The organism is Nocardia sp. NPDC004168 (assembly GCF_040610355.1).
In the GTDB taxonomy this organism is placed as follows: domain Bacteria; phylum Actinomycetota; class Actinomycetes; order Mycobacteriales; family Mycobacteriaceae; genus Nocardia; species Nocardia sichangensis.
Window position 1 is genome coordinate 629,671 of the sequence record NZ_JBEXME010000001.1, and the last position, 22,698, is coordinate 652,368.

21 protein-coding genes are annotated in these 22,698 nt (G+C 69.1%); 8 read left to right on the forward strand and 13 right to left on the reverse strand.

Going from position 1 to position 22,698, the window contains the following annotated elements; genetic code table 11:
* Positions 1–37: 37 nt before the first annotated feature.
* Positions 38–640 carry a hypothetical protein gene (locus ABZW96_RS03115; protein WP_355070771.1) on the forward strand — a complete coding sequence of 201 codons (603 nt, stop codon included), beginning with the start codon at positions 38–40 and terminating at the stop codon, positions 638–640.
* A gap of 9 nt (positions 641–649) precedes the next feature.
* Here ABZW96_RS03115 and ABZW96_RS03120 read toward each other — a convergent pair whose 3' ends face one another.
* The 7 genes from ABZW96_RS03120 to tkt form a co-directional block, all read right to left on the reverse strand.
* Entirely contained in the window at positions 650–1,129 is a 480-nt protein-coding gene (locus tag ABZW96_RS03120; protein ID WP_355070773.1) for a hypothetical protein, read from the reverse strand.
* A gap of 48 nt (positions 1,130–1,177) precedes the next feature.
* Positions 1,178–3,496, reverse strand: a complete 2,319-nt coding sequence (locus ABZW96_RS03125; RefSeq protein WP_355070775.1) for a transketolase C-terminal domain-containing protein — start codon at positions 3,494–3,496, stop codon at positions 1,178–1,180.
* A 114-nt stretch (positions 3,497–3,610) separates the two neighbouring features.
* A complete protein-coding gene (gene pgl, locus ABZW96_RS03130; RefSeq protein ID WP_355070777.1) occupies positions 3,611–4,366 on the reverse strand; it encodes a 6-phosphogluconolactonase in 756 nt (251 codons plus the stop codon).
* Positions 4,359–5,267, reverse strand: a complete 909-nt coding sequence (gene opcA / locus ABZW96_RS03135; RefSeq protein WP_355070779.1) for a glucose-6-phosphate dehydrogenase assembly protein OpcA — start codon at positions 5,265–5,267, stop codon at positions 4,359–4,361. Before opcA ends, pgl begins: the two co-directional genes overlap by 8 nt.
* Positions 5,264–6,838 carry a glucose-6-phosphate dehydrogenase gene (gene zwf, locus ABZW96_RS03140; protein WP_355070781.1) on the reverse strand — a complete coding sequence of 525 codons (1,575 nt, stop codon included), beginning with the start codon at positions 6,836–6,838 and terminating at the stop codon, positions 5,264–5,266. The genes opcA and zwf overlap by 4 nt, the downstream gene beginning before the upstream one ends.
* 3 nt (positions 6,839–6,841) lie before the next feature.
* The gene (tal, locus tag ABZW96_RS03145) at positions 6,842–7,978 is read right to left on the reverse strand and encodes a transaldolase (protein ID WP_355070783.1); all 1,137 of its coding nucleotides are present in this window, start codon (positions 7,976–7,978) and stop codon (positions 6,842–6,844) included.
* Between the two features lie 6 nt (positions 7,979–7,984).
* Complete coding sequence (gene tkt / locus ABZW96_RS03150; RefSeq protein WP_355070785.1) at positions 7,985–10,126, reverse strand: transketolase; 2,142 nt, start codon at positions 10,124–10,126, stop codon at positions 7,985–7,987.
* A 786-nt stretch (positions 10,127–10,912) separates the two neighbouring features.
* On the opposite strand from tkt, the gene ABZW96_RS03155 reads away from it, so the two are divergent.
* Positions 10,913–11,902: a heme o synthase gene (locus tag ABZW96_RS03155; protein ID WP_355070787.1), complete on the forward strand. Its 990-nt coding sequence runs from the start codon at positions 10,913–10,915 to the stop codon at positions 11,900–11,902.
* Here ABZW96_RS03155 and ABZW96_RS03160 read toward each other — a convergent pair.
* Positions 11,895–13,310, reverse strand: coding sequence for an FAD-dependent monooxygenase (locus ABZW96_RS03160; protein WP_355070789.1), 1,416 nt, complete (start codon positions 13,308–13,310; stop codon positions 11,895–11,897). The genes ABZW96_RS03155 and ABZW96_RS03160 overlap by 8 nt on opposite strands.
* 84 nt (positions 13,311–13,394) lie before the next feature.
* On the opposite strand from ABZW96_RS03160, the gene ABZW96_RS03165 reads away from it, so the two are divergent.
* Positions 13,395–13,997, forward strand: a complete 603-nt coding sequence (locus ABZW96_RS03165; protein ID WP_355070791.1) for a TetR/AcrR family transcriptional regulator — start codon at positions 13,395–13,397, stop codon at positions 13,995–13,997.
* A gap of 42 nt (positions 13,998–14,039) precedes the next feature.
* Here the strand turns inward: ABZW96_RS03165 and ABZW96_RS03170 are convergent, their stop codons facing one another.
* Positions 14,040–15,005, reverse strand: a complete 966-nt coding sequence (locus tag ABZW96_RS03170) for a quinone oxidoreductase (RefSeq protein ID WP_355071051.1) — start codon at positions 15,003–15,005, stop codon at positions 14,040–14,042.
* A gap of 61 nt (positions 15,006–15,066) precedes the next feature.
* Between ABZW96_RS03170 and ABZW96_RS03175 the strand changes: the two genes are divergently transcribed.
* Positions 15,067–15,417 carry a hypothetical protein gene (locus ABZW96_RS03175; protein ID WP_355070793.1) on the forward strand — a complete coding sequence of 117 codons (351 nt, stop codon included), beginning with the start codon at positions 15,067–15,069 and terminating at the stop codon, positions 15,415–15,417.
* A gap of 3 nt (positions 15,418–15,420) precedes the next feature.
* The gene (locus tag ABZW96_RS03180) at positions 15,421–16,212 is read left to right on the forward strand and encodes a transporter substrate-binding domain-containing protein (protein WP_355070795.1); all 792 of its coding nucleotides are present in this window, start codon (positions 15,421–15,423) and stop codon (positions 16,210–16,212) included.
* Between the two features lie 13 nt (positions 16,213–16,225).
* On the opposite strand, the gene ABZW96_RS03185 is transcribed toward ABZW96_RS03180, so the two are convergent.
* The 3 genes from ABZW96_RS03185 to ABZW96_RS03195 form a co-directional block, all read right to left on the reverse strand.
* Entirely contained in the window at positions 16,226–16,795 is a 570-nt protein-coding gene (locus ABZW96_RS03185; protein WP_355070797.1) for a flavoprotein, read from the reverse strand.
* A gap of 73 nt (positions 16,796–16,868) precedes the next feature.
* Entirely contained in the window at positions 16,869–18,431 is a 1,563-nt protein-coding gene (locus ABZW96_RS03190; protein ID WP_355070799.1) for an AMP-binding protein, read from the reverse strand.
* A gap of 16 nt (positions 18,432–18,447) precedes the next feature.
* Positions 18,448–19,335 carry an alpha/beta fold hydrolase gene (locus ABZW96_RS03195; protein WP_355070800.1) on the reverse strand — a complete coding sequence of 296 codons (888 nt, stop codon included), beginning with the start codon at positions 19,333–19,335 and terminating at the stop codon, positions 18,448–18,450.
* A 75-nt stretch (positions 19,336–19,410) separates the two neighbouring features.
* Here ABZW96_RS03195 and ABZW96_RS03200 point away from each other — a divergent pair, with 75 nt between their 5' ends.
* Positions 19,411–20,043, forward strand: coding sequence for a TetR/AcrR family transcriptional regulator C-terminal domain-containing protein (locus ABZW96_RS03200; protein WP_355070801.1), 633 nt, complete (start codon positions 19,411–19,413; stop codon positions 20,041–20,043).
* Positions 20,044–20,181: 138 nt separating this feature from the next.
* On the opposite strand, the gene ABZW96_RS03205 is transcribed toward ABZW96_RS03200, so the two are convergent.
* Entirely contained in the window at positions 20,182–21,414 is a 1,233-nt protein-coding gene (locus ABZW96_RS03205; RefSeq protein ID WP_355070803.1) for a helix-turn-helix transcriptional regulator, read from the reverse strand.
* Between the two features lie 559 nt (positions 21,415–21,973).
* Here ABZW96_RS03205 and ABZW96_RS03210 point away from each other — a divergent pair.
* Together ABZW96_RS03210 and ABZW96_RS03215 are read left to right on the forward strand one after the other, a co-directional pair.
* Entirely contained in the window at positions 21,974–22,432 is a 459-nt protein-coding gene (locus ABZW96_RS03210; protein ID WP_355070805.1) for a DNA-directed RNA polymerase subunit beta, read from the forward strand.
* Positions 22,429–22,653 carry a hypothetical protein gene (locus tag ABZW96_RS03215; protein WP_355070807.1) on the forward strand — a complete coding sequence of 75 codons (225 nt, stop codon included), beginning with the start codon at positions 22,429–22,431 and terminating at the stop codon, positions 22,651–22,653. Before ABZW96_RS03210 ends, ABZW96_RS03215 begins: the two co-directional genes overlap by 4 nt.
* The last annotated feature ends 45 nt before the right edge of the window (positions 22,654–22,698 follow it).

The following is a 22,698-nucleotide window of genomic DNA, read 5'->3' on the forward strand; positions in this document are numbered from 1 at the left end:
GCGTTCGGTGTCGGTGGGCACCGCTAATGTTCGGTGAATGAGTTATAGCCTGAGCATCTACGTCGTCGAGCTGGACCGGATCAAGGGCGCCATCGGGTGCGGGGACGACAAGCTCCGGCGGATGATCGGCGGCCGGTTCAAAGCCCAGCTCACCCATGACGACGACTGGTTCGCCGAGGAGATCGCGGCCGGTGCGCCCACTCGCTACGAGGCGGTGCGCGCCGTCATCGACGGCGGCCCGTTCGACCCGGCCTACGGTTTCCAGTACGGCTACGCCTACCAGACGATCTGCCAGTTCTACGGCCGGTTCGTGGACAACCGCTACTTCTCGGCGTTCCGTGGTCGCTGGCTGGACCACATCGACGACGGCTTGGCCACGCTCGGCATCAAAGCGGTCAGCGTCCGCGCGTTCATGTACCACTCGCTGCCGCCGTCGCTACCGCAGCCCGACGAGTTGCCCGGCTACGGCGAATGGACGCCGGAGCAGTGCGCGGAAGCGCTCGTGCAGTGGGAGTCGACCACGCCCCCGCAGCGCGAGGAGGTCGACCACGAGGTACTCGCCGCCATCGAGTCCTGCGTCGAGTGGATCCGGGAGGCGCAGGCCCGTCCCGGCTGGGGCGTCGCCGGGTTCTTCTACTGAGCCGTGGGCCTAGCGGTACTCCCCGGCCAGTTTCGGATAGTCCGACCACCGCGGCAGTGGCTGGTAGTCGAGGTAGGCGGTGAGCCGGTCGAGCAGATACTGCCAGCGGGGACCGATCGCGCCCGCGTCGGCGGGACTCACGTGGCGGCGGGTCAGTTCCACGGTAGTGACCACGCCGACCTGGGTCATCCGGACTTCGAGCAGGCAACCGTCGATGTGCACGACCAGTTCGTGCGGCGCCTGACAGTGGTCGACGCGCACCGCGACCGGGCCGGGGACGGGACCGTCGAACAGCTCGATGGTCAGGTTGCCGTTGCCGCCGGAGACGGCGCCGAGCCAGCGGCCGAGCTGGCCCCGTTCGGTGGCCGCCGACCACACGTCCAGCACGGGCTTGTGGAACGACCGCAAGTAGTGCAAGAGCACCAGGTCGCCGTCGGCCGTGTGCTCGTGCTCCGGTCGTACCTCGCCGAGCATGGACATCGTGGTCATCGCGAGTCCTTTCCGCTGCTGGTCACCGTCGTCCTCACTGTATTTCCACTATTCCCCGGCCGAATCGAATTCCGGGGAATGCCGGGCCTCGGCGCGCCGAGGCCGCGTGCTGGTCGCGTCGCTCAGCAGGCGGAGGGCCGCGGCTTCGATCCGGTCCTCGTCGAGTAGCACCGTCGCGGCGGCCGGACCCAGCGGCACGAAACTGTCTTCGCTGGTCACGCGCCCGAGGTGGCCGGTGAAACCGGCGTCGACCAGCGCGGCGCACACGGCCTCCGACACGCCACCACCGCGGCGGGTCTCGTCCGCGACGAGGACCCGCCCGGTCGCGCGCGCGTGGTGTAGCAGATCGTCCACCGGCAGGGGAGCGAGCCAGCGCAGGTCGAGCACGCGCGCGTCGATTCCGTGCCGGGCCAAGCGCCGCGCCGCGCGCAGGCTCATCGGCACGCCGTTGGCGAAACTCACCAGGGTCAGGTCGGGGCCGTCGCCGTAGACGCGCGCGCGGCCGATTTCGGCGTGCTCGACCGGAGACGGGTGGGCCAGCCAGCCGTCGTCGCCGGGCCGGTGCAGGTCGCGGGTGTGATACAGCGCGATGGGCTCGAGATACAGGCACACTCTGCCGTCCACGCGGGCCGCCGATACGCACGTGCGCAGCATCGCCGCGGCGTCGTCGGCCCGGGCCGGGGAGGCGAGCACGACGCCGGGGATGTCGCGTAGCGCGGCCACCGAGTTGTCGTTGTGGAAATGGCCGCCGAAACCCTTTTGATAGGCGTATCCGGCGATCCGCACCACCATCGGATTCCGGTAACGGCCGTCGGAGAAGAACGACAGCGTGGCCGCTTCGCCGCGGATCTGATCGGCGGCGTTGTGCAGGTAGGCGAGGTACTGGATCTCCGGAATCGGCACGAACCCGGCCAGCGCCGAGCCCAGCGCGGTGCCGAGGACGCTCTGCTCGTCCAGCAGGGTGTCGAACACCCGGCGCGCGCCGAAGGTCTTCTGCAAACCCTTCGTCACGCCGTACACGCCACCCTTGCGGCCGACGTCCTCGCCGAAGACGAGCAGGTCGCGATCGCGCGCCAGGAGGCTTGCGAGGGTTTCGTTGATCGCCTGCGCCAAGGTCATCGGCTCGGTATGCGCGGCGCCATTGCGGCGCTGCGGCGCACCGCGGCCCGCGATAGTGTCCTCGGTCTCCGCGTGTTCGCGCTCGTTGGGTGGGAGGGGTTCGGTCCGCAGCGCGTCGGCGCGCACGAGCGCAGGGCGGGCGGGAGCGATCGGCGCGATCACGGCCGCCGCCGAGGCGAGTTTCGGTTCCGTCGAGGCGAGTTCGGCGGCCGTGGCGACCCGGCGGCCGATGTCGGCATAGCGGTCGAGCACGCAGGCGGGTGTGGCCACTCCGGACTCGATCAGCAGCCGTGCGGTGGCCACGACCGGATCGCGGGCGAGATCGGCGGCGATCTCGGCGGGGCGGCGATAGGCGGTTTCGACATCGGATCCCGCGTGACCGAGCAGACGCACGGTCCGCAGCCGCAGGAACGCGGGCGCGCGGCGGTCCCGCACCCACCGCGCCGCCGTATTCGCGGTGCTCAGCGCGTCGAGGGCGGCGCAGCCGTCCGCGGCGAAGTAGGCCAGGCCCGGGCGGCTGCCGTAGGCCTGCTCGATCCAATCCGGTGGCGTGGGAACACTGATTCCGATGCCGTTGTCCTCGCAGACGAACAGGATGGGCATGGCGATTCCCTGACCGGCGGTGTGGATCGCGGCATTGATCGCCCCGGCCGCGGTGGAATGGTTGGCCGACGCGTCACCGAAGCTGCACACCACCACCGAGTCGGCGGGCCAGGGACCGGCGACACCGAGCCGGGCCGCGCGATCGATCGCGAACGCCAGCCCAACCGCGCGCGGAAGGTGCGAGGCGATGGTCGAGGTCTGCGGGATGACGTTGGCCGCGGCGCTGCCGAACACCTTGTGCCTGCCACCGGAAATCGGGTCCGCCGCCGCGGCCGCCACCCCGAGCAGAACGTCCCGGATCGGGTCGAGCCCGGGCACGCGCCGGGCCCGATGCACGAAGAACGCCCCCGATCGGTAGTGCAGCAGGGCGGGATCGGTGACCCGCAGGGCCGCCGCCACAGCGGCATTGCCCTCGTGACCGGACGATCCGATGCTGTAATAACCGCGCCGGGCGCTGCCGAGGCGGCGTGCCGCGAGATCGAGATGCCTGCTCGTCGCCTGCGCTTCGAACAGCTCGAGGCACGCCGCGCCGGTGATCGCGCCGCCGGGTGCGATCGGCTGGTCCGCCGGACGGCCGGGGCGGGCGACGAGTGCGGCGACGGCGGTGCGGAACCGCTCGTCGAGATCCACTGCCTGCTCGGTCATCGACCGATCATCTCGTAAACTCCGCCGCTCGGCGGCGTTATCCGGCGGTGTTCTTCCGGAAAATTAGGGCCGCGATGTGCAAATTTACGAGATGAAGGAGTTGGCAGCGAGCGCTCAGCGCAGCGCGGACGCGGCCTCCTGATCGAGCAGCCAGGTGGTGGAGTCCGTACCGGTCGCTCCCGCCGCGGGCACGTCCACCGGGTCCGCGCCGCCGATGGCGGCGGCGACCGCTTCGGCCTTCGAAGCGCCGCCGACCACCAGCACGACGTGCCTGCTGCGGCGGATCGCGGGCAGGGTCAATGTCACCCGAACCGGCGGGGGCTTGGGCGAATTCGTCACGGCGACGACGAGTTCGTGGGATTCGCGCACCGCGTCGGTATGCGGGAACAGCGAATTCACGTGTCCCTCGCCGCCCATGCCGAGCAGGTGCAGATCGAACGCGCCGTGTTCGGCGAGGTGGGCGTGCACCGTCGCGGAGTACTCGGCGGCGGCCTCCACCGGGTCGGGGTACTCGCCGTCGGAGACGGCCACCGGATGCACCCGCGCCGGATCCACCGGCACATGGTCGAACAGCGCCTGCCTGGCTTGCAGGTCGTTGCGCTCGGGGTCGTTCGCGGGCACGAAACGCTCGTCGCCCCAGAACACCTCGACTCGGGACCAGTCGATATCGCCGGGCGACTTGCGCACCTGTTCGAGCAGGGCGATGCCGGTCCCGCCGCCGGTCACCACCACCGACGCGGAGCCGCGCTCGGCCTGGGCGGCGACGACGACGGAGACGAAGCGGGCCGCGGCGGCGGCCACCAGCGACTCGGTGTCGAGATGCACCTCGACGGTGTCGCTGGGGAACGGCGAATCGGTGTGCTCACTCATAGATCACCTTCTCGATTCCGGCCAGCGCCTCGGCGTAGGTCTCGTCGGCGTCCAGCCTGCGTAGGTCCTCGGCGAGGCAGTCACGAGTCTCCCGGCGCGCCAGGGCGATTCGCTGCACCGGTTCGCCGGTGCGGGTCAGCGTCGCGGTGCGGCCGGTCTGCGGACGTTCGATCGCGATGGAGACGGTGGGACGATGCAGTTCCACCCGCAGCGGGCCGATGCGCCGGTGTACCGGGCAGCCCAGCCGGGCGGCCAGCCAGCCGGCCAGCATGTCCAAGGCGGGCTCGTCGCGCAGCCCGGACACCGTCACCGAATCCACCGACTCGAACGGCGGCTCGTCCATGGCCGCTGCCAGCAGGGCCCGCCAGTACGTGATCCGGCTCCAGGCCAGATCGGTGTCGCCGCTGGCATAGGACCGCAGCCGCCTCTTGATCGCCGCCTGGGGATCGGACGCGAACGTGGCGTCGGTGATGCGGCGGCCCGCCAGGCGGCCCACCGAATCCTTCGACGGGAACTCCGGCGCTCCGCGCGGCCACCAAGCCACCACCGGAGTATCCGGCAGCAGGAACGGGGTGACGACGCTGCTCTCGTGGTTGACCAGTTCGCCTTGCAGCCGCAGCACGATGACCTCGGCCGCCCCCGCGTCGCCGCCCACCCGGATCTGCGCGTCCAGCCGGGTGGCGGCCTCCCGGTCGCCGCGCGCGAGCACCACCACGCGACAGGGGTGCTCGCGGCTGGCCTCGTTCGCCGCTTCGATCGCGTGCTCGGCCTCGGAGCTGTCCAGCGTGCACACCACCAGCGTGAGCACGCGGCCCATGGTGATCACGCCGTTGCTCTCGCGCAACTGCACGATGCGCTTGGTGACCTCGCTGGTCTTGGTGTCGGGCATGTCGACGATCACGGGCGCCGCCATTCCCGCCCGGTGCGGGCGATCATCTCGTCCGCGGACGACGGGCCCCAGGTGCCCGCCTCGTACGGCTCCGGCCTGCCGTCGCCCGCCCAGTGGTCGAGCACCGGATCGAGGATGCGCCAGGACAATTCGACCTCCGCGTTCACCGGGAACAGCGACGGTTCCCCGAGCAGCACGTCGAGGATCAGGCGTTCGTAGGCCTCCGGCGATGATTCGGTGAACGCCTCGCCGTAGCTGAAGTCCATGTTGACGTCGCGCACCTCCATGCTGGAGCCCGGCACCTTCGAGCCGAACCGCGTGGTGATGCCCTCGTCCGGCTGCACCCGGATGACCAGCGCGTTCTGCCCGAGTTCCTCGGTCATGGTCTGGTCGAACGGAAGGTGCGGCGCCCGCTTGAAGATCACCGCGATCTCGGTGACCCTGCGGCCGAGCCGCTTTCCGGTGCGCAGGAAGAACGGAACACCCGCCCAGCGGCGGGTATCGATCTCCAGCCGTATCGCGGCATAGGTCTCGGTCTTCGAGTTCGGGTCGAAGCCTTCTTCTTCCAACAGCCCGACCACGTGCTCGCTGCCCTGCCAGCCTTCGGTGTACTGGCCGCGCGCGGTGGTGTCGTCCAGCGGTTCGATGAGCCTGGTCGCCGAGAGCACCTTGATCTTCTCGGTCTGCAATTGCTTGGGCTCGAAGCTGATCGGCTCCTCCATGGCGGTGAGGGCCAGCAGTTGCAGCAGGTGGTTCTGGATCACGTCGCGCGCGGCGCCGATGCCGTCGTAGTAGCCCGCGCGTCCGCCGAGGCCGATGTCCTCGGCCATGGTGATCTGCACGTGGTCGACGAAGTTGGCGTTCCAGATCGGCTCGTACTGCTGGTTGGCGAAGCGCAGCGCCAGGATGTTCTGCACCGTCTCCTTGCCGAGGTAATGGTCGATGCGGAAGACCCGCTCCTCGGGGAACACGCCGTTGACCAGTGCGTTGAGTTCTTGCGCGCTCTTCAGGTCGTGCCCGAACGGCTTCTCGATCACCACTCGCCGCCAGGGCTTGCGCGCCGCGTCGGGCCCGGTGGTCTGGGCCAGGCCGTGCGCGCAGAGCTGGTCGAGCACGAGCGGGAACATGTTCGGCGGGATGGACAGATAGAACGCGTGATTGCCGCCGGTGCCGCGCTCCTTGTCCAGCGTGGTCAAGGTGTCGGCGAGCCGGTCGAAGGCCGCGTCGTCGTCGAAGGTGCCCTGGACGAACCGGATGCCCTCCAGGAGCTGGTCCCAGACCTCTTGACGGAAGGGGGTACGCGCGTGCGCCTTGACCGCTTCCAGCACCACCTGCGCGAAGTCCTCGTCCGCGTAGTCGCGGCGCGCGAAACCGACCAGGCCGAAGGCCGGGGGCAGCAGCCCCCGGTTGGCCAGGTCGTAGATGGCCGGCATCAGCTTCTTGCGAGACAGGTCACCGGTGACGCCGAAGATGACCATGCTGCACGGTCCGGCGATGCGCGGAAGCCGTTTGTCCCGTTTGTCCCGCAGCGGGTTCTGCCATTCGACTGCGTCCGGTCGATCCGCGGGTGCTGCCCCGGCCATCGATCAGCCGTTCCCGGTCGACGCCGACTTCAGCTCGTCGGCGGTGGCGGAAAGCAGCTCCTCCCAGGACTTCTCGAACTTGTCCACGCCCTCGCGCTCGAGCACCGCGAACACGTCGTCGAGGTCGACGCCGACGGCGGTGAGCCGATCGAAGACGTCCTTGGCCTCCGCCGCCTTGCCGCTGACCGTGTCGCCGGAGACCACGCCGTGGTCGGCGACCGCCTGGAGCGTCTTCTCCGGCAGCGTGTTCACCGTGTTGGGGGCGACCAGTTCGGTGACGTACATCGTGTCGGCGTACTCCGGGTTCTTCACGCCGGTCGACGCCCACAGCGGTCGCTGCCGATTCGCGCCCGAGGAGGCCAGGTTCAGGAACGTGGAGGTGTGCTTGCCTCCGTCGAACACATCCTGGTACTCGGCGTAGGCGAGGCGGGCATTGGCGATACCCGCCTTGCCGCGCAGCGCGAGCGCCTCGTCGGTGCCGAGCGCCTCCAGTCGCTTGTCGATCTCGGTATCCACGCGGGAGACGAAGAACGAGGCGACGGAGTGGATCCTGGCCGGGTCGTGACCGGCGATCTTGGCCTTCTTCACGCCCTCCAGGTAGGCGCCCATCACCGCGCGATAGCGCTGCACCGAGAAGATCAGCGTGACGTTCACGCTGATGCCCTCGCCGATCACGGCCGCGATGGCGGGCAGGCCCTCCTCGGTGGCCGGGATCTTGATGAACAGGTTGGGCCGGTCGACGATCTTCCACAGTTCGACCGCCTGCGCGACGGTCCGGTCGGTGTCGAACGCCAGGCGGGGGTCGACCTCGATGGAGACCCGGCCGTCCACGCCGCCGGTCGCCTCGAAGACCGGAGCGAACACGTCGCAGGCCGCGCGGACGTCATCGGTGGTGATGGTGCGGATCGCGGCGTCGGCGTCGGCACCTTGCGCGGCAAGCTCTTTCAGCTGGCCGTCGTAGGCGTGGCCCTGGCTGAGCGCACCCTGGAAGATCGTCGGGTTGGTGGTGACCCCGACGACGGACCGGGTCTCGATCAGCTCGAGCAGGTTGCCGGACTGGATCCGGTCCCTGGACAGATCGTCGAGCCATACGGACACTCCCGCCGCCGAGAGGGCGGCGAGATTCTCGTTCTGAGCCATGAGCGCTTATCCCTTCACGTTCTCGAGCGTGCGCTGCGCGGCGGCAACGACGGCTTCCGGAGTGAAGCCGAATTCGCGGAACAGGGTCTTGTAGTCGGCGGAGGCGCCGAAGTGCTCGATCGACACGATCTCGCCCGCGTCACCGGCGAACCGGTGCCACGGCATCGCGATACCGGCTTCGACGACGACGCGCGCGGCGATCGCGGGCGGAAGCACTTCGTCCCGGTAAGCCTTGTCCTGCGCGTCGAACCACTCCACGCACGGCATCGACACCACGCGGGTGGCGATGCCCTGCTCCTCCAGCGTAATGCGGGCGGCGACCGCGAGCTGCAGCTCCGAACCGGTGGCGATCAGGATCACTTGCGGTGTGCCCGTGGACGCCTCGGCCAGGATGTAGCCGCCCTTCTTGACGCCTTCGTAGCTGGTGCCCTCGAGAATCGGCAGGTCCTGGCGGGTCAGCGCCAGCCCGGACGGGCCGTCCTGGTGCGGCGGCTCGGACACCGAGAAGTGCGAGCTGTGCTCGCTGCTGTCGCGCTCCAGGATGGTGCGCCAGGCGTAGGTGGTCTCGTTGGCGTCACCGGGACGGACCACGTTCAGGCCCGGGATGGCGCGCAGCGCGGCGAGGTGCTCGATCGGCTGGTGCGTGGGGCCGTCCTCACCGAGACCGATGGAGTCGTGGGTCCAGACGTAGATCGCGGGCACGCGCATCAGCGCGGCCAGGCGGACCGACGGGCGCATGTAGTCGCTGAACACCAGGAAGGTGCCGCCGTACGGACGGGTCGGGCCGTGCAGGGCGATGCCGTTGAGGATCGCGCCCATCGCGTGCTCGCGCACACCGAAGTGCAGGGTGCGGCCGTACGGATCGGCCTTCCACATGCCGGTGGAGATCGACTCAGGCCCGAAGCTGCGCTGGTCGGGCATGGTGGTGTTGTTGGACTCGGCCAGGTCGGCCGAACCGCCCCACAGCTCCGGCAGCACCGGCGCCAGCGCGGCGAGCACCTTGCCGGACGCCTTGCGGGTGGCCATGCCCTTCGGATCCGGTTCGTAGCTGGGCAGATTCGCGGTCCAGTTCTCCGGCAGGCGCCGCGCGAAGAGGCGGTCGAACAGCGCCTTGTTCTCCGGGTTGGCCGCGGCCCACGCGTCGAACGACTGCTGCCACTGCTCGTGCGCCTTCCGGCCGCGCTCGATGGCCTTGCGGGTGTGCTCGATGACGGCCGGGTCCACGTCGAAGCTCTTGTCCGGGTCGAAGCCGAGGACCTTCTTGGTGGCGGCCACCTCGTCGGCGCCCAGCGCCGCGCCGTGGGCGGTGCCGGTGTTCATCTTGCTGGGGGCGGGGTAGCCGATGATGGTGCGCAGCACGATGATCGAGGGCTTGCCGGTCTCGGCCTTGGCGGCTTCCAGCGCCGCCTCGATGGCGACGACGTCTTCGCCGCCCTCGACCACCTGCACGTGCCAGCCGTATGCCTCGTACCGCTCGGCGACGTCCTCGGTGAACGCGATGGTCGTGTCGTCCTCGATGGAGATCTTGTTGTCGTCGTAGATGACGACGAGATTGCCCAGGTGCTGGGTGCCCGCGAGCGACGACGCCTCGGAGGTGACGCCCTCCTCGAGGTCGCCGTCGGAGGCGATGGCGTAGATGAAGTGGTCGAACGGGCTGGTGCCCGGCGCGGCGGCGGGATCGAACAGTCCGCGCTCGCGACGCGCTGCCATCGCCATGCCGACCGCCGACGCCAGGCCCTGGCCGAGCGGGCCGGTGGTGATCTCGACGCCGTCGGTGTGCCGGAACTCGGGGTGGCCCGGGGTGAGCGAGCCCCACTTGCGCAGGTTCTTCAGGTCGTCCAGCTCGAGACCGTAACCCGCCAGGTAGAGCTGGATGTACTGGGTGAGGCTGGAGTGCCCGCAGGACAGCACGAACCGGTCCCGGCCGACCCAGCTCGGATCGCTCGGGTCGATGCGCATGGTCCGCTGGTACAGCGTGTAGGCAAGCGGCGCCAGGCTCATCGCGGTACCGGGGTGGCCGTTTCCGGCGTTCTGCACCGCCTCGGCGGCCAGGACCCGGATGGTGTCGACAGCCTTGGTGTCCAGATCCGTCCAGTCGTCCGGGTGGTTCGGCTGAGTGAGGGCGCGGATGTCGTCTGTGATCGACACGACCGAGGTTCTCCTGACATTGGTTCGTCGACGGCGGGTGGGGTTCTGACGGCGATGATCGCGCGGCAGCTACGGCGTGCTAACCGGGTATACCCACTTACCCTAGATGTGCCCGGTGACCGGCACACCATTAACCCTGTGTTGGTTTCGCGGCGCTCGTTGCGCTGCGCGTTCGCAGGTGGTTTCGCACAGGCCGCGACTGCGACGGCGGCGGGTTGACGGCCTTGCATCAGGGGCGCCGGAACGGGTGGGCCGGGTGTCTTCGGTGCTCGCGTCACGCGCATGCGTGATGCGTGACGGGTCGTGAACGCCCTCGTAGGGCGGGTGTTCGGGGTGATGGGAAAGTATTGAGCAAGCGACTGCTTTGTGGCACGCGCCGGTGCGGTGGCGAAAGTTGCCGCACCACGCGGTGCGGGGCATGCGGTGGGTTCGCCGGGTTCGGTGGAGTCGACGAATTTTTTTCGCGGCGCGGAATCCGCGTCGCGCGTGCGCACGGCTCCGCGCGAGTCGAGGACGTGGACAGGGGGAGGGCAAGGGCTCCGAACCGGGTGGCGCGGACGAGCCGAACGGGCCGTCGCCCCCGTCACATTCCGGTCCTCTAGCGCGGGGGCGACGGGAGGGGCGCGCGCGGCGGGGGTCTACCATCCTTTGTAGTAGTAGTAGCGCCGCACCGGTCGGAAGGGGCGCCGGGGCGGACGGAAGTCCGGCGCGGGCGCACCCGTCCCACCGGGACGAGTGCACTGCTGGTCGATGCCGGATGCGATGCACAGCGTGCGAGGAGAGACAGTGCGGATTGGGCAACAGCCGGGTGGCGATGGTGCGCACGGCTCCTCCGCGACGGCGCTGGCCGACCGGTTCACGGGTCCCGGCCTACCGTCCCGGCTGATTCGACGGGTACTGGCCTACGTCGCGCTGACCAAGCCCAGGGTCATCGAGCTGTTGCTCGTCGCCACGATTCCGACCATGCTGCTGGCCGACCGCGGCACCGTCGACATCCGCCTGATCCTCGCGACGCTGTTCGGCGGCTGGATGGGCGCGGCGAGCGCGAACACGCTCAACTGCGTCGCGGACGCCGACATCGACAAGGTCATGAAGCGCACCGCCAAGCGGCCGCTGGCCAGGGACGCGGTGCCGACCCGCAACGCGTTCGTGTTCGGCGTCGTGCTCGGGTTGGGCTCGTTCGCCTGGCTGTGGTGGCAGGCCAACCTGCTCAGCGGCGTCCTCGTCGTCGCCACGATCCTGTTCTACGTCTTCGTCTACACGCTGGGCCTCAAGCGCCGCACCTCGCAGAACGTGGTGTGGGGCGGCGCGGCGGGCTGCATGCCCGCGCTGGTGGGCTGGTCGGCGGTGACCGGCGGCATCGGCTGGCCCGCCATCGCGCTGTTCGGCGTCATCTTCTTCTGGACACCGCCGCACACTTGGGCGCTGGCCATGCGCTACAAGGAGGACTACCGCGCGGCGGGCGTGCCGATGCTGCCGGTGGTTGCCACGGAGAAGACCGTCACCAAGCAGATCGTCGTCTACACCTGGCTGACCGTGCTCACCACGCTCGCCCTGGTGCCCGCCACCGGCGTGATCTACGCGGCCGTGGCGCTGGTGGCCGGAGCATGGTTCCTGCTCATGGCGCACCAGCTGTACGCGGGCGTGCGGCGCGGCGAGTCGGTGAAGCCGCTTCGGCTGTTCCTCCAGTCGAACAACTACCTGGCCGTGGTGTTCTGCGGCCTCGCGGTGGACTCGGTGCTCGGCTGGGACACCGTCGGCAGCTTCTTCAGCTGAGCGCGCCGACGTAGCCGTCCGGGCGGACGAACACCCTGGTGCCCTCGGCCGCGGCGTAGGCCGCGTGGGCATACCCGTCGACATCCACCACGTGCGGCCCTTCCACCTGCTCACCGGGACGCACCACCGCGTACGCGTGCGGCCCGGCTTCCGCCTGGGCGCCGAATGACAGCACCGTCGCGTGGGGCCCGCGGAACAGGTCGAACAACCGGACGGGCCGTCCGTGCTCGTCTTTCACCGGCGCGTCCGGCGCCCGGTCGCCGACGGCGAACCAGCCGCGCTCGGCCGGGTCTCGATAGCTGATGTCCAGTTGCTGGGTCTCCGCTCCGCGCTCCATCGCGTCCTCGCCGCCGTCGACCAATTTGTCCAGCAGTTCGGAGCTGAGCCCGAGCACCTTGGCGGCCACCGTCCTGCGCTCGGCCTCGTAGCTGTCCAGGAGCGTGTCGTCCCCGGCGAGCGCGGCGGCCAGCTTCCAGCCGAGGTTGTAGGCGTCCTGGATGCCGGTGTTCATGCCTTGGCCGCCGGTGGGCGGATGCGCGTGCGCGGCGTCGCCGGCCAGGAACACCCTGCCGTCGCGGAAGCGCTGCGCGAGGCGGATATTCGGGCGCCACACGGTCACCCAGGTCAGGTCGGTGAGGGTGACGTCGTCGCGTCCGCAATAGCGGTCCACGTATTCCTGGAGCAGCTCGAGGCTCGGCTCCGCGTCGCCGGTCAACGGGGCGGCGAATTGAAATTGACGGCCACCGGGCAGCGGGGACAACGCGATGCCCCGCATCGGCTCGTCGGCGGCGGCGAACCAGTAGCCGACCTCGTGGTCGAGCGCGTCGGCGCGCACGTCGCCGAGCAGCATGCGCAGCGATTCGTCGGTGCTGCCCTCGAACGGGATGCCGAGTGTCTTGCGCACGGTGCTCTTGCCGCCGTCCGCGCCGATCAGGTAGGCGGCGCGCACGGTCTCCGGCGTGCCGTCGTGTTCCAGCGTCACGGTGACGCCGTCGTCGTCCTGTGTGAAGCCGGTCAGCGCGGTGCCCAGTTCCACGTGCACCCCGAACTCGGCGAGCCGCTCGCGCAGGATGGCCTCGGTGCGGGACTGGCCGAGCACCCACAGATTCGGGTAGGGGACGGCGGGCGTCGGCTCGACCGGTTCGCTCATTCGGCGTTCGGTGACGAACTCGCCGCCCAGATGTACGCGCATTACCGGTGTCGGCATTCCGGCCGTCAGCACCGCGTCCAATACTCCCAGGTCGTCGAACACTTCCAGGGTGCGCGGCTGGATGCCGTCGCCGCGTGAGCCCGCGAAGAACGTGGCCGCCTTGTCGACGATCCGGACCGGGATGTCCCGGCGAGCGAGATCGAGGGCGAGGGTGAGGCCGGTGGGTCCGGCGCCCGCGACGAGAACGAGCTGTGCCATGGCGTACTCCTGATGAATCAATATTCACTGAATGCATATTCAGTGTCATGCTTGGTACGTTGCGTTGTCAAGGAGGTGAGGTGGGTGTCGCGGAGTCGCAAGGAGAAGTCGGCCGAAACCGAGCAGGTGTTGAAGGCCGCCGCGCTGCGGTTGTTCGCCGAGCGCGGCTACCTGAACACCAAGATCACCGACATCACGACGGCCGCGGGACGGGCGGCCGGGTCGTTCTACAACCACTTCGCGAGCAAGGAAGAACTGCTCCAAGCGCTGCTGAGCGATCTGGCCGCGGCGGGTGACGAGCGCGCGGAAGGACCCGATCACAACCCGGATTTCAGCGACCCGGAGGCGGTGCGTTACCACGTCGCCGGGTATTGGACCTTCGCGCGGGAGCACGGGCCCGTGCTGCGCGCGGTGAATCAGGCGGCCCTGGTCAACGAGGACTTCGCGCACATGGTCGCGCGGTTCGGCAGACAACAGCGGGCGGACATCGCCGACCATGTCGAAGGATTCGCCGACCGGGGCCTGCGGCTGCCGAGCACGCCCGACGCCAGCCTCGCGATGATGTTCATGCTCACCCAGAGCCTGCTGGCCGCGGTGGAAGAGGGGAGCGTCGAGCTGACCGACGAACAGGCCGTGGAGGGCCTGACCCGGTTCGTCTATCGCGGTCTCACCGGCCGCGACTACTGAGCGGGCGGGGGACGGCCCATCGGACCGTCCCCCGCCCGTGGCTCACGGCAGCAGGACGATGGAACCGGTGGTCTTGCGGCCTTCCAGGTCGCGGTGTGCCCGCTCGGCGTCGGCGAGGGGGTAGGTCGCGCCGATCCGGATGTTCAGCGTGCCTCGCGCGATGGCGTCGAAGACGTCGCCAGCGCGCCAGGTGAGTTCGGCGCGGTCCCGGATGTAGTGCATCAACGTGGGACGAGTGACGAACAGCGAACCGGCCCCGCCCAGCCGTTGCAGGTCGAACGGCGGCACCGGGCCGCTCGCGCCCCCGAAGAGGGCGAGCGTGCCCCGCACGCGCAGCGCGGCCAGGCTCGACTCGAAGGTCGCCGCGCCGACGCCGTCGTAGACCGCCGCCACGCCGACGCCGTCGGTGAGCTCGCGCACGCGACCGGCCAGTCCGTGGCCGTAACGCAGCACCTCGTCGGCTCCCGCCGCGCGCGACAGTGTCTCCTTCTCGTCGGAGGACACCGTCGTGATCACCCGGACGCCGCGCGCGTTGAGGAGCTGGGTCAGGATCAGCCCGACCCCGCCCGCGCCCGCGTGCACGAGCACCGCCTCCCCTGGCTCGGGCCGGTAGATGGACTCGATGAGATAGTGCGCCGTCATGCCCTGCAACAGCGCCGACGCGGCCACGGGCGGATCGACGCCGTCCGGTACCCGGATGGCGACGGCGGCGGGCACCGCGACCTTCGGGGCGTAGCTGCCCGGGGCGGCGGCCCAGGCCACCCGGTCGCCGACCGCGAACTCCGTGACATCCGAGCCGACCTCGGCGACGACGCCGGTGCCCTCCGCGCCGGGAACGTAGGGGACGTCCTGCGGATAGCGCCCGGTACGGATGTAGGTATCGATGAAGTTGACGCCGATCGCCTGTGTGTCGACCAGGAGCTGGTCCGGTCCGATCCGCGGATCGGGCACCTCCACGTACTTCAGGACCTCGGGACCACCGTGTTCGGAAACCTGAATGGCGTGCATGAGATCCAGTTCTACACCCGAGCGGCGGGCACGCTGCCTACCGGTCGGTAAACTGCGTGCCATGAGTTCTGAAACCGCCACGGCGCCGCAGAAGCTGTCGGGCGCCCTCGTCGAGTCCGTCAAGGGGTTCGTCGCCGATCACGGACGTTCCGCCACGGCCGTGCTCCAGCCGATCGGTCGCGCTGGTGTGCGGGTCACCCTGGTCGGTTCCGACGGTGTGCTCGGTGACCGCGTGGTCCCGGACCTGGAGACGGCCAAGGAACTGGTCGCCACGATCGACGGTCTCACCGAGGCCGACGAATGGGATCGTGAGCTCACCTCGATCGTCACCCCGCGCAAGGGGCACTGGGCCAAGATGGCGGGCTGGGTCGCCAAGCAGGCCCGTTTCCCCAAGGCGCGCAACGAGAAGTGATCGTTGCGTAGTCTGACGCTGCTCGGCCGGATCGGCGCGGTGCTGATCGCCGGGTGGACGGTGCTCGCCGCCGTGGCGGCTCCGGCGGCCGCGCAGGCCCCGAACGCGTTGCGCGCCTGTACGCCCGGCGACTATCCGCCGTACTCGATCAGGGACGACGCGGGCGAGCACCGCGGGGTGGACGTCGATCTCGCGCGGGGTTTCGCCGCGCTGCTCGGCCGTCCGATCGAGTTCGTGCCCGTCACCTGGGCGACGCTGAAAACCGACTTCGCCGAAAGGAACTGCGACCTCGCGGTCGGAGGTATCTCCGACCTGCCGTCGCGGCGCGCGTTCGCGGACTTCTCGATCACCTACGGCACCGACGGCAAGGCCCCGATCACCCACCGCGCGAACGGCGCGGCGTATTCGACCGTCGCGGAGATCAACCGTCCCGGTGTTCGCGTGATCGCCAATCGGGGCGGGACGAACGAGGATTTCGCGCGCAAGAACTTCCCCGCCGCGCAACTCGCCTTGTGGCCGGACAATCTGACGATCTTCGGTGAGATCGAGCAGGGCCGCGCCGACGTGTTCGTCACCGATTCGGTCGAGGGCCGCTACCGCGTTCGTCAGCATCCGGATCTGCAAGTGCTGCATCCCGAAGCGCCGTTCGACTCGTTCGGGAAAGTGCTGTTGGTTCGCAAGGACGATCCCGTTCTGGCGGCGTTACTGGACGCGTACTTGACCACCCAGCTCGCGACGGGCGCGGTGGATCGCTTGTTCGACCAGTGGATCGGACCGAATGCCCCGGTGGGCTGAGTAGGGTCGCTGTCTACGGTCGGTTCGGTGCGGCCCCGTCCCGGCGTGGATGCTCGAGGAGCGCTTTCCAGGCCGCCTGCCAGGGGAAGAGGGGCAGGCGCGCCTCTCCGGTGCCCCGCTCGTGCGGCTCGCCCTCGCCGATCACGATGGTGACGCCCCACTCGGACAGTTTGCGCATCCCCTCCTGGATCGCGGGAAAGCTGATCTGCGCTCGGTTCGAGTACGGCACGCCGACGATGGGTAGGCCCTTGCCGAGCCCTTCGACCAGCAGACCGAGCAGGAGCGTATCCGAGATCCCCGCAGCCCATTTCGCGATCGAATTGCCGGTGAGCGGTGCGGCGATGATGCCGTCGGCGGGTGGCAGCACATCCGGCGTGCCCGGTTCCTTGTACTGGCTGCGCACGGGATAACCGGTCTGTGCGCGCAGCGCGTCGACGTCGATGAACCCGGTGCCCGACGGCGAGGCGATGACGCACACCTCCCAGCCGCCGGCCTGGGCCAGGGCGATCAACTTGCCGACATCGCGGGCGGGGGGCGAACCGGTCACGAGGGCGTACAGCACGGGATTTCCGTTGGCGTCCACGACTTTCATGGTGCCATGCCGACGGGAGCGGTTGGATGGCACGGGAAGCATCACTCCACCGCCAGTGGACCGGTCAGCTCGCGGCGCCCGGTTGCGCTGATTCGTTGCGAAGTATGGCCTTGTGCACCTTGCCGGATGGAGTCAAGGGAAGGTTGGGCATGATGATGATTTCCTTGGGGACCTTGTAATCCGCGATTCTGTCCGCGCAGAATCGTTCGAGGTCGCCTTCGGCGAGCCGAGCGTCCGGCGTGAGGACAACGTAGTAGCGGCCGATCTCGCCGAGCACCGGATCGGGTACACCGATACCGGCCGCCATGAGGACCTGCGGGTGCTCCGCCAGTATGTTCTCGACTTCGATCGGGTAGATGTTGTATCCGCCTTGGACGAACATGTCCTTGGCCCGGCCGTGCAGGGTGATCAAGCCGTCGTTGTCGGTCCAGGCTATGTCGCCCGTGCGCAGCCAGCCGTCGCTACCGATGGCGTCGGCCGTTTCCGCGGGCATGTTGTGGTAGCCCGCCATGACCGAAGGGGTTCGGAGCAGGAGTTCGCCGGCTTCGCCGATGGCGACTTCGGTCCCGTCGGCATCGGCGATCTTGATCTGCACGTTCGGAAGCGGTCGGCCGATCGCGCGCACGGTCGACTCCATGTCACTGCCCCACGGGGTCATCACAACTGCACCCGAGGACTCACTGAGCCCGTAGAGGTTCATCACGGTGGCGTTCGGAAAGAATCTGGTCAAACGTTCCAGCAAGGCTGGTTCGGCGTTGGCGCCGCCGGTGACCACGAGCCGAACCGCGGCTGTGTCCACCGTGGTGAACCGAGACCGGTCGAGTAGCAGAATGTGCATGGTCGGTACTCCGACCCAGATCGTGAGGTCCGCTGAGTGGAACAGGTCGGCGACGGCCGCGGGCTGGAACGTCGGCAGCAGCACGGTGCGGGCGCAGGTGACCAGCGCGGCGAGTACGCAACAGGTGATGCCGCTGACATGGTTGAGCGGCACGGCGACCGGTAGCGTGTCGCCGGGTCCGAGCCGCATGTGCTCCGCTTGTGCGGTAGCGGCTGCGAGTTGGCCGCGATGCGTCTGCACCGCACCTTTGGGCCGGCCGGTTGTCCCGGACGTATAGATGATCATGACCGGATCGTCCTCGCGGACCGCGTCCTTGGCTTCAGCGAGCGCCACGGTGTCCGCCGATGTCGACCAGAGCTCATCGAGCGGGTGGTCGCCGTCGGCGCCGAAGGTCACTACGGCTTCCAGCTGCGGAAGACGATTTCGCAGGCCGGCCAGCATCTGCAGAAAGTCGATTCCCTCACTGGACGGCACGGTGACCACCGCTCGGGACCCGGAATCGCCGAGGATGCGCGCGAACTCGGTCTCTCGGTATCGGACGCTGAGCCCGACCACCACCGCACCGATTTTGGCCGCTGCGAAGTACACCGCTAGCCACTCGGGTGTGTTGGGCCCGTTGACGGCGACGCGATCACCCCGCCGGATGCCCAGCCGCAGCAATCCGCTGGCGACCCGGTCCGACCATGCGTCCATCTCAGCGAACCGGATCTTCCGGTCGTCCGCGATCCAGCCGACAGCATCTGCTGCAGTAGTGGCCGCCCCATGGAGGACGTCGTGAATACGCTGCACCGGTGTACTCCTCTCGTTACGCGTTCGACGCGAGATGCGTGGTGAGAAACTCGATCTGATCGGCAACGATCCGATCGACAGCCGGCGGATGGTAGACGGTGAAGTGGTCGGCGTCGTAATGCTTCAGGGTTGCCCGTGGTGCGGTGGCGGCCACCCGCCCCGCGATGGCGGGGTCGATGAGATTTTCTCGATCGCAGGCGCACACCAGCAGCGGGCAGCGCACGCGCGGCGCGGCGGACGCGGCGTTGTAGAACAACATGCCCAGTCCCGAGGCCGCCGTGATCCGGTTGTCGAAGCCGTAACCTGGTGGCGTCACCGACTGCCACCCCTCGAGAGCGCCGGGCTGGTTCACGAACGCCAGGTCCCCTGGCTTTCCGACCAAGGGGACGTAACGGCGCGACCGACCGAGTGCGGCACGCACCAGGTCGGACGCGATCGGAACCGTGAACCGCAACAGATGCCGCACCCCCGCCCGTGACACCACGGCTCGCCCACTGAAGACCGGACACTGAACCACCGCCGCACGAAGGTCGTCGTGGCGTGCGGCTGCGGCCAGCACGTGGCTGGCGCCGAACGACGTGCCCCACAACGCGATCCGGTGAGCGTCCAGTTCGGGGCGGGAGCGGGCGAAAGCCACGGCGGCGTCGACATCCTCGGCGTAACGGCGCTGACTCACCAGCTGGCGCGGCATGCCGCCTGATTCTCCGAGGTGGCGGAAGTCGAAGGCCACCACGGCAAGACCCGCGTCGGAGAACCACTTCTCGTACTGGGCCAGCATCATGTCGTGCGTTGCGCCACCGCCGTGGACGAGCACCACGGCCGGATGCGGACCTGGGCCGTCCGGAAGCGTCAGCCACACCGCGCATTCGTCGCGGCCGGAAGGGAAGGTGGTGCGAATGGTCATGACACCTCGATATAGGTACGTTGTACGTGAACATGCTCAGTTAAACACGTACGTTGTACTTAAACAAGGAGAAGTATGCCCGCCCCCAGGAAATTCGCGCGCGAGCAGCTGCAAGCCGCGGCACTGGCCTTGGTCGACGACCATGGCCTGGCCGGGTTGACCATGCGCAGTCTCGCGTCGGCGCTGGGCACCGGTGCGATGACGATCTACAACTACGTCGATGGACGGGAAGGTTTGGAGCAGCTCGTCACCGAGGCCGTCATGGCCGAAGCGCACTGGGACGCCACGCCGTCCATGGACTGGGATGACGAGGTACTTGCCGTCGCCGAGGGAATGTGGCGCGCCGTGCGCGCACATCCCCATGCGATCCCACTGATTCTCACTCGGCGCAGCCTCGACCTGGCGACCCTGCGGCCAACCGAAGCCCTGTTGCAGGCGCTCGCGCGTAGCGGCAGATCAGGAACCGCGTTGCTGGTGGCGTTCCGCGCAGTGTCCGGCTTCATCACCGGATACGCGCAAGCCGAACTCGTCGGCCCGCTATCCGTGGCGCGCGACGAGGACCTCACGACGATCACCGACCGGATCGCGGCATTGCCGCCCGAGCAGTTCCCCAAGCTCATCGAGATCGCGTACGCCGCCGCCTCGAGCGACCCGACAGCCGAATTCCGGGCCGGGATGCGCATAATCCTGGCAGGACTCGAGACCTAGACGTCCGCCAGCCAACGGGTGCGGCATCGGATGCCGCCGGACCTGCGTTCGGATGTCGCCCATCTCCGGTCCGCCGAGGCCGGACGCGTGGTACCTGAAACCTGTTGTGGCCGCTGCATATGTTGCCCGGGGTATGGGTCAGGGGGGGACCGCGCCGATGCGTTTGGCGAGGCGGCCGAGGTCGCCGGTGGTGAGGTTGCGGTGGGCGGTGCGCATCATGTGGCCGACGAGTTCGCGGACGTGGGTCATGCCGCGCACTTGCTGGGGGGCGATGTGTTCGGCGCGCAGGAGGGCGTGCAGGGAGTTGTGGTAGTCGCGGCGCAGGGCGTGGGCTCGGCCGATCTCGACGAAGTATTGGACTCTGCGGCCTTCGGCGGGGATGGCTTGCGGGTCGAGGGTGGGGGCGAGTTCGAGGACTTGGCCTGGTTCGCGTTTCTCCATTGCCGCTGACATGCGCCAGAGGATCACGTTCGTCGCGTCGAAGGTGGGGTTGCGCAGGAGGGTGTTGTTCGCGTCGGCGTGCTCGAGTCGAGCGACCTGCTCGTCCGCCTCGTTCAAGTGGTCGGCCGGGTCGCCGCCCAGCGCAGCGGTGACGAGCGCGGCTTGGAGATGCAGCATGCCGTAGGTCTCGATTTCCTCGACCGAGCGCACCTCCGGCGCGAGCCGCTCGGCGGTGGTCTCGGCGTCCTGAAGTGCGGTGGGCAGGGTGCTGGGGCGCCCCAGGAGCGTCTGGCTCCGGGTGTAGGCGGCTGTCGCCGGCCCAGATGTGCCACCGATCTTCTCGGTAGCGCGCTCGATTTCCTGCGCGGCTGTCCACGCCAGTGCTGGATACCCGCGCCGCGACGCCGATTGTGCCGTGAGATAGGCGGCCGCCGCGAGGGCGTCCCAGGCGCGGTCCCGGTCGATGCCGGTCGCGTCCCGAGCATGGCGGTAGCAGTCCGTCAGTAGAGGCGCGAGCATTGGCCCGAGCTTCGCGTAGTCGCATGCGCGCCGCAGTTCGGCCGCGTACTTCGTCGCGGCCGTGAGTTCGTCCAGGCTTCGTGGTGGGCCGTCCACCGTGGTGTTCCCGTGCGTCCAGAGCGCGGTTTCGATGGCGGGCACCGCGGCGTGGAACCCGGCCGACGACGGGTCGAACCGATCGTTCTGATCGCCGGTCAGATCACCGACCGCGACGCCGAGTGCTTGGGCGAGGGCGTGCAGGGTCCGCCGCGAGTCGATGGGGCGCTCGCCGTTCTCGTATTTGGCGATCGCGCCCCGGCTGACGCCGACCCGATCGGCCAGCACTTGCTGCGAGATCCCACGGCGCGCGCGAATGGCACGCACCTGTCGGCCGATGTACCGGCCCTCGTCGTTCCCCTGACCCTCGCTCATCGGCTCTCCCTCGCCGGATGCTGATCGAAACCTCATGCTAGACGCGCCGCCAGGTGTCCCGCACCGGGACAACGCCGATCCGGCAGCCCGCCAAGCTGTCGCGAGCACTCGCCCCCGGGACGGGCACGTCGGTGCGCGCGACAACGGGTTGCGCTCCAGGGCGCGGGTGCTCACAACGCGATGAGCAGGGGAAGGCAAACGTGATGCGGGGAGTGGCAGTCGATTTCGCGTGGAACGACACGTTCGTGAAGCGGCATGGTGACGCGATCGCGACGGTGGCGACCGGTGATCGAAACGAATTCGGTGCGATTCGCGCGGTGTCGTCGTCCGCGCCCGGCTCCACGCTATCCCTAGCGGATCACCTGGGTCGCAACGGTTTCCGGGCGCGAGCCGTCCAGTGCCACGCACATCGACTCCACCGTCGCCGCCCGCGACGCACCGATAGCAACCGACCGCGCCTCGACGTGATGCCGTCGCGACCGCTGCGCGGACACGATCGGCGCGCGACGGCTTCGCACCGCGTCGGTGATCCCGGCGCGGCGGGGCGGGAGGGCACGCGGTGAGCGACCTGTACGATCCGGCGGCCGACACCCCGGCCAGCCGGTGCCGTTTCTACCGGCAGTGCGGGCTTCCGGCGGCCGTGCAACCGGAACTCGGCCGCATCGTCGTGCCCGCGGGCGGAGTCGGCGCGATCACCATGCCCGCTCGGCTCGGCCAGGAGGTGAAGGCGCTGTTGCAGGTCCGGCGGTCCGCGCTCGGGCCGATCATCTCGCATCCACGCTCGAAGCGCTGGACCTATCTGGTGCGGCCGGACCTGCCCGACGAAGTCGGCTTGTTCGCCGAGCTGTTCCGGCTGGACGTGTCGGTCGCACGCCGCGGTGCGCAGATCGCCCTGCCGTCGCCCGCGGACCGGTCGCCGTGCTTCCGGGTCTGGGTCGAACCGCCGCGCGATACGTTCCGGCCGTCGGGTTCGGTCGTCGTCGCGGCGATCCGGGTACGCGCGGGACGCCGGTGGTGACCGGGCCGCAGCAGCGGTCGCCGCGCCCGGAAGAGCCCGATGTCCATGTGTCGGTCCAATTCCACGACGTGCGTCTGAACTTCGTGGCCTGTGCGAGCGCTGCCGCGCTGTTCGTCCAGGAGTGGCGCGCCCGCCACTACGCGGACGCGGCCACGGTGCTCCCGGGCGATCCGACGGGCCTGCCCCGTCTGCCGAACGAGCGGTTGTTCCTCGACCCGTGAGCAGCGCTCGGCCTGGCAGCGCACGCGGCGGCGTCCGAGCGCCGA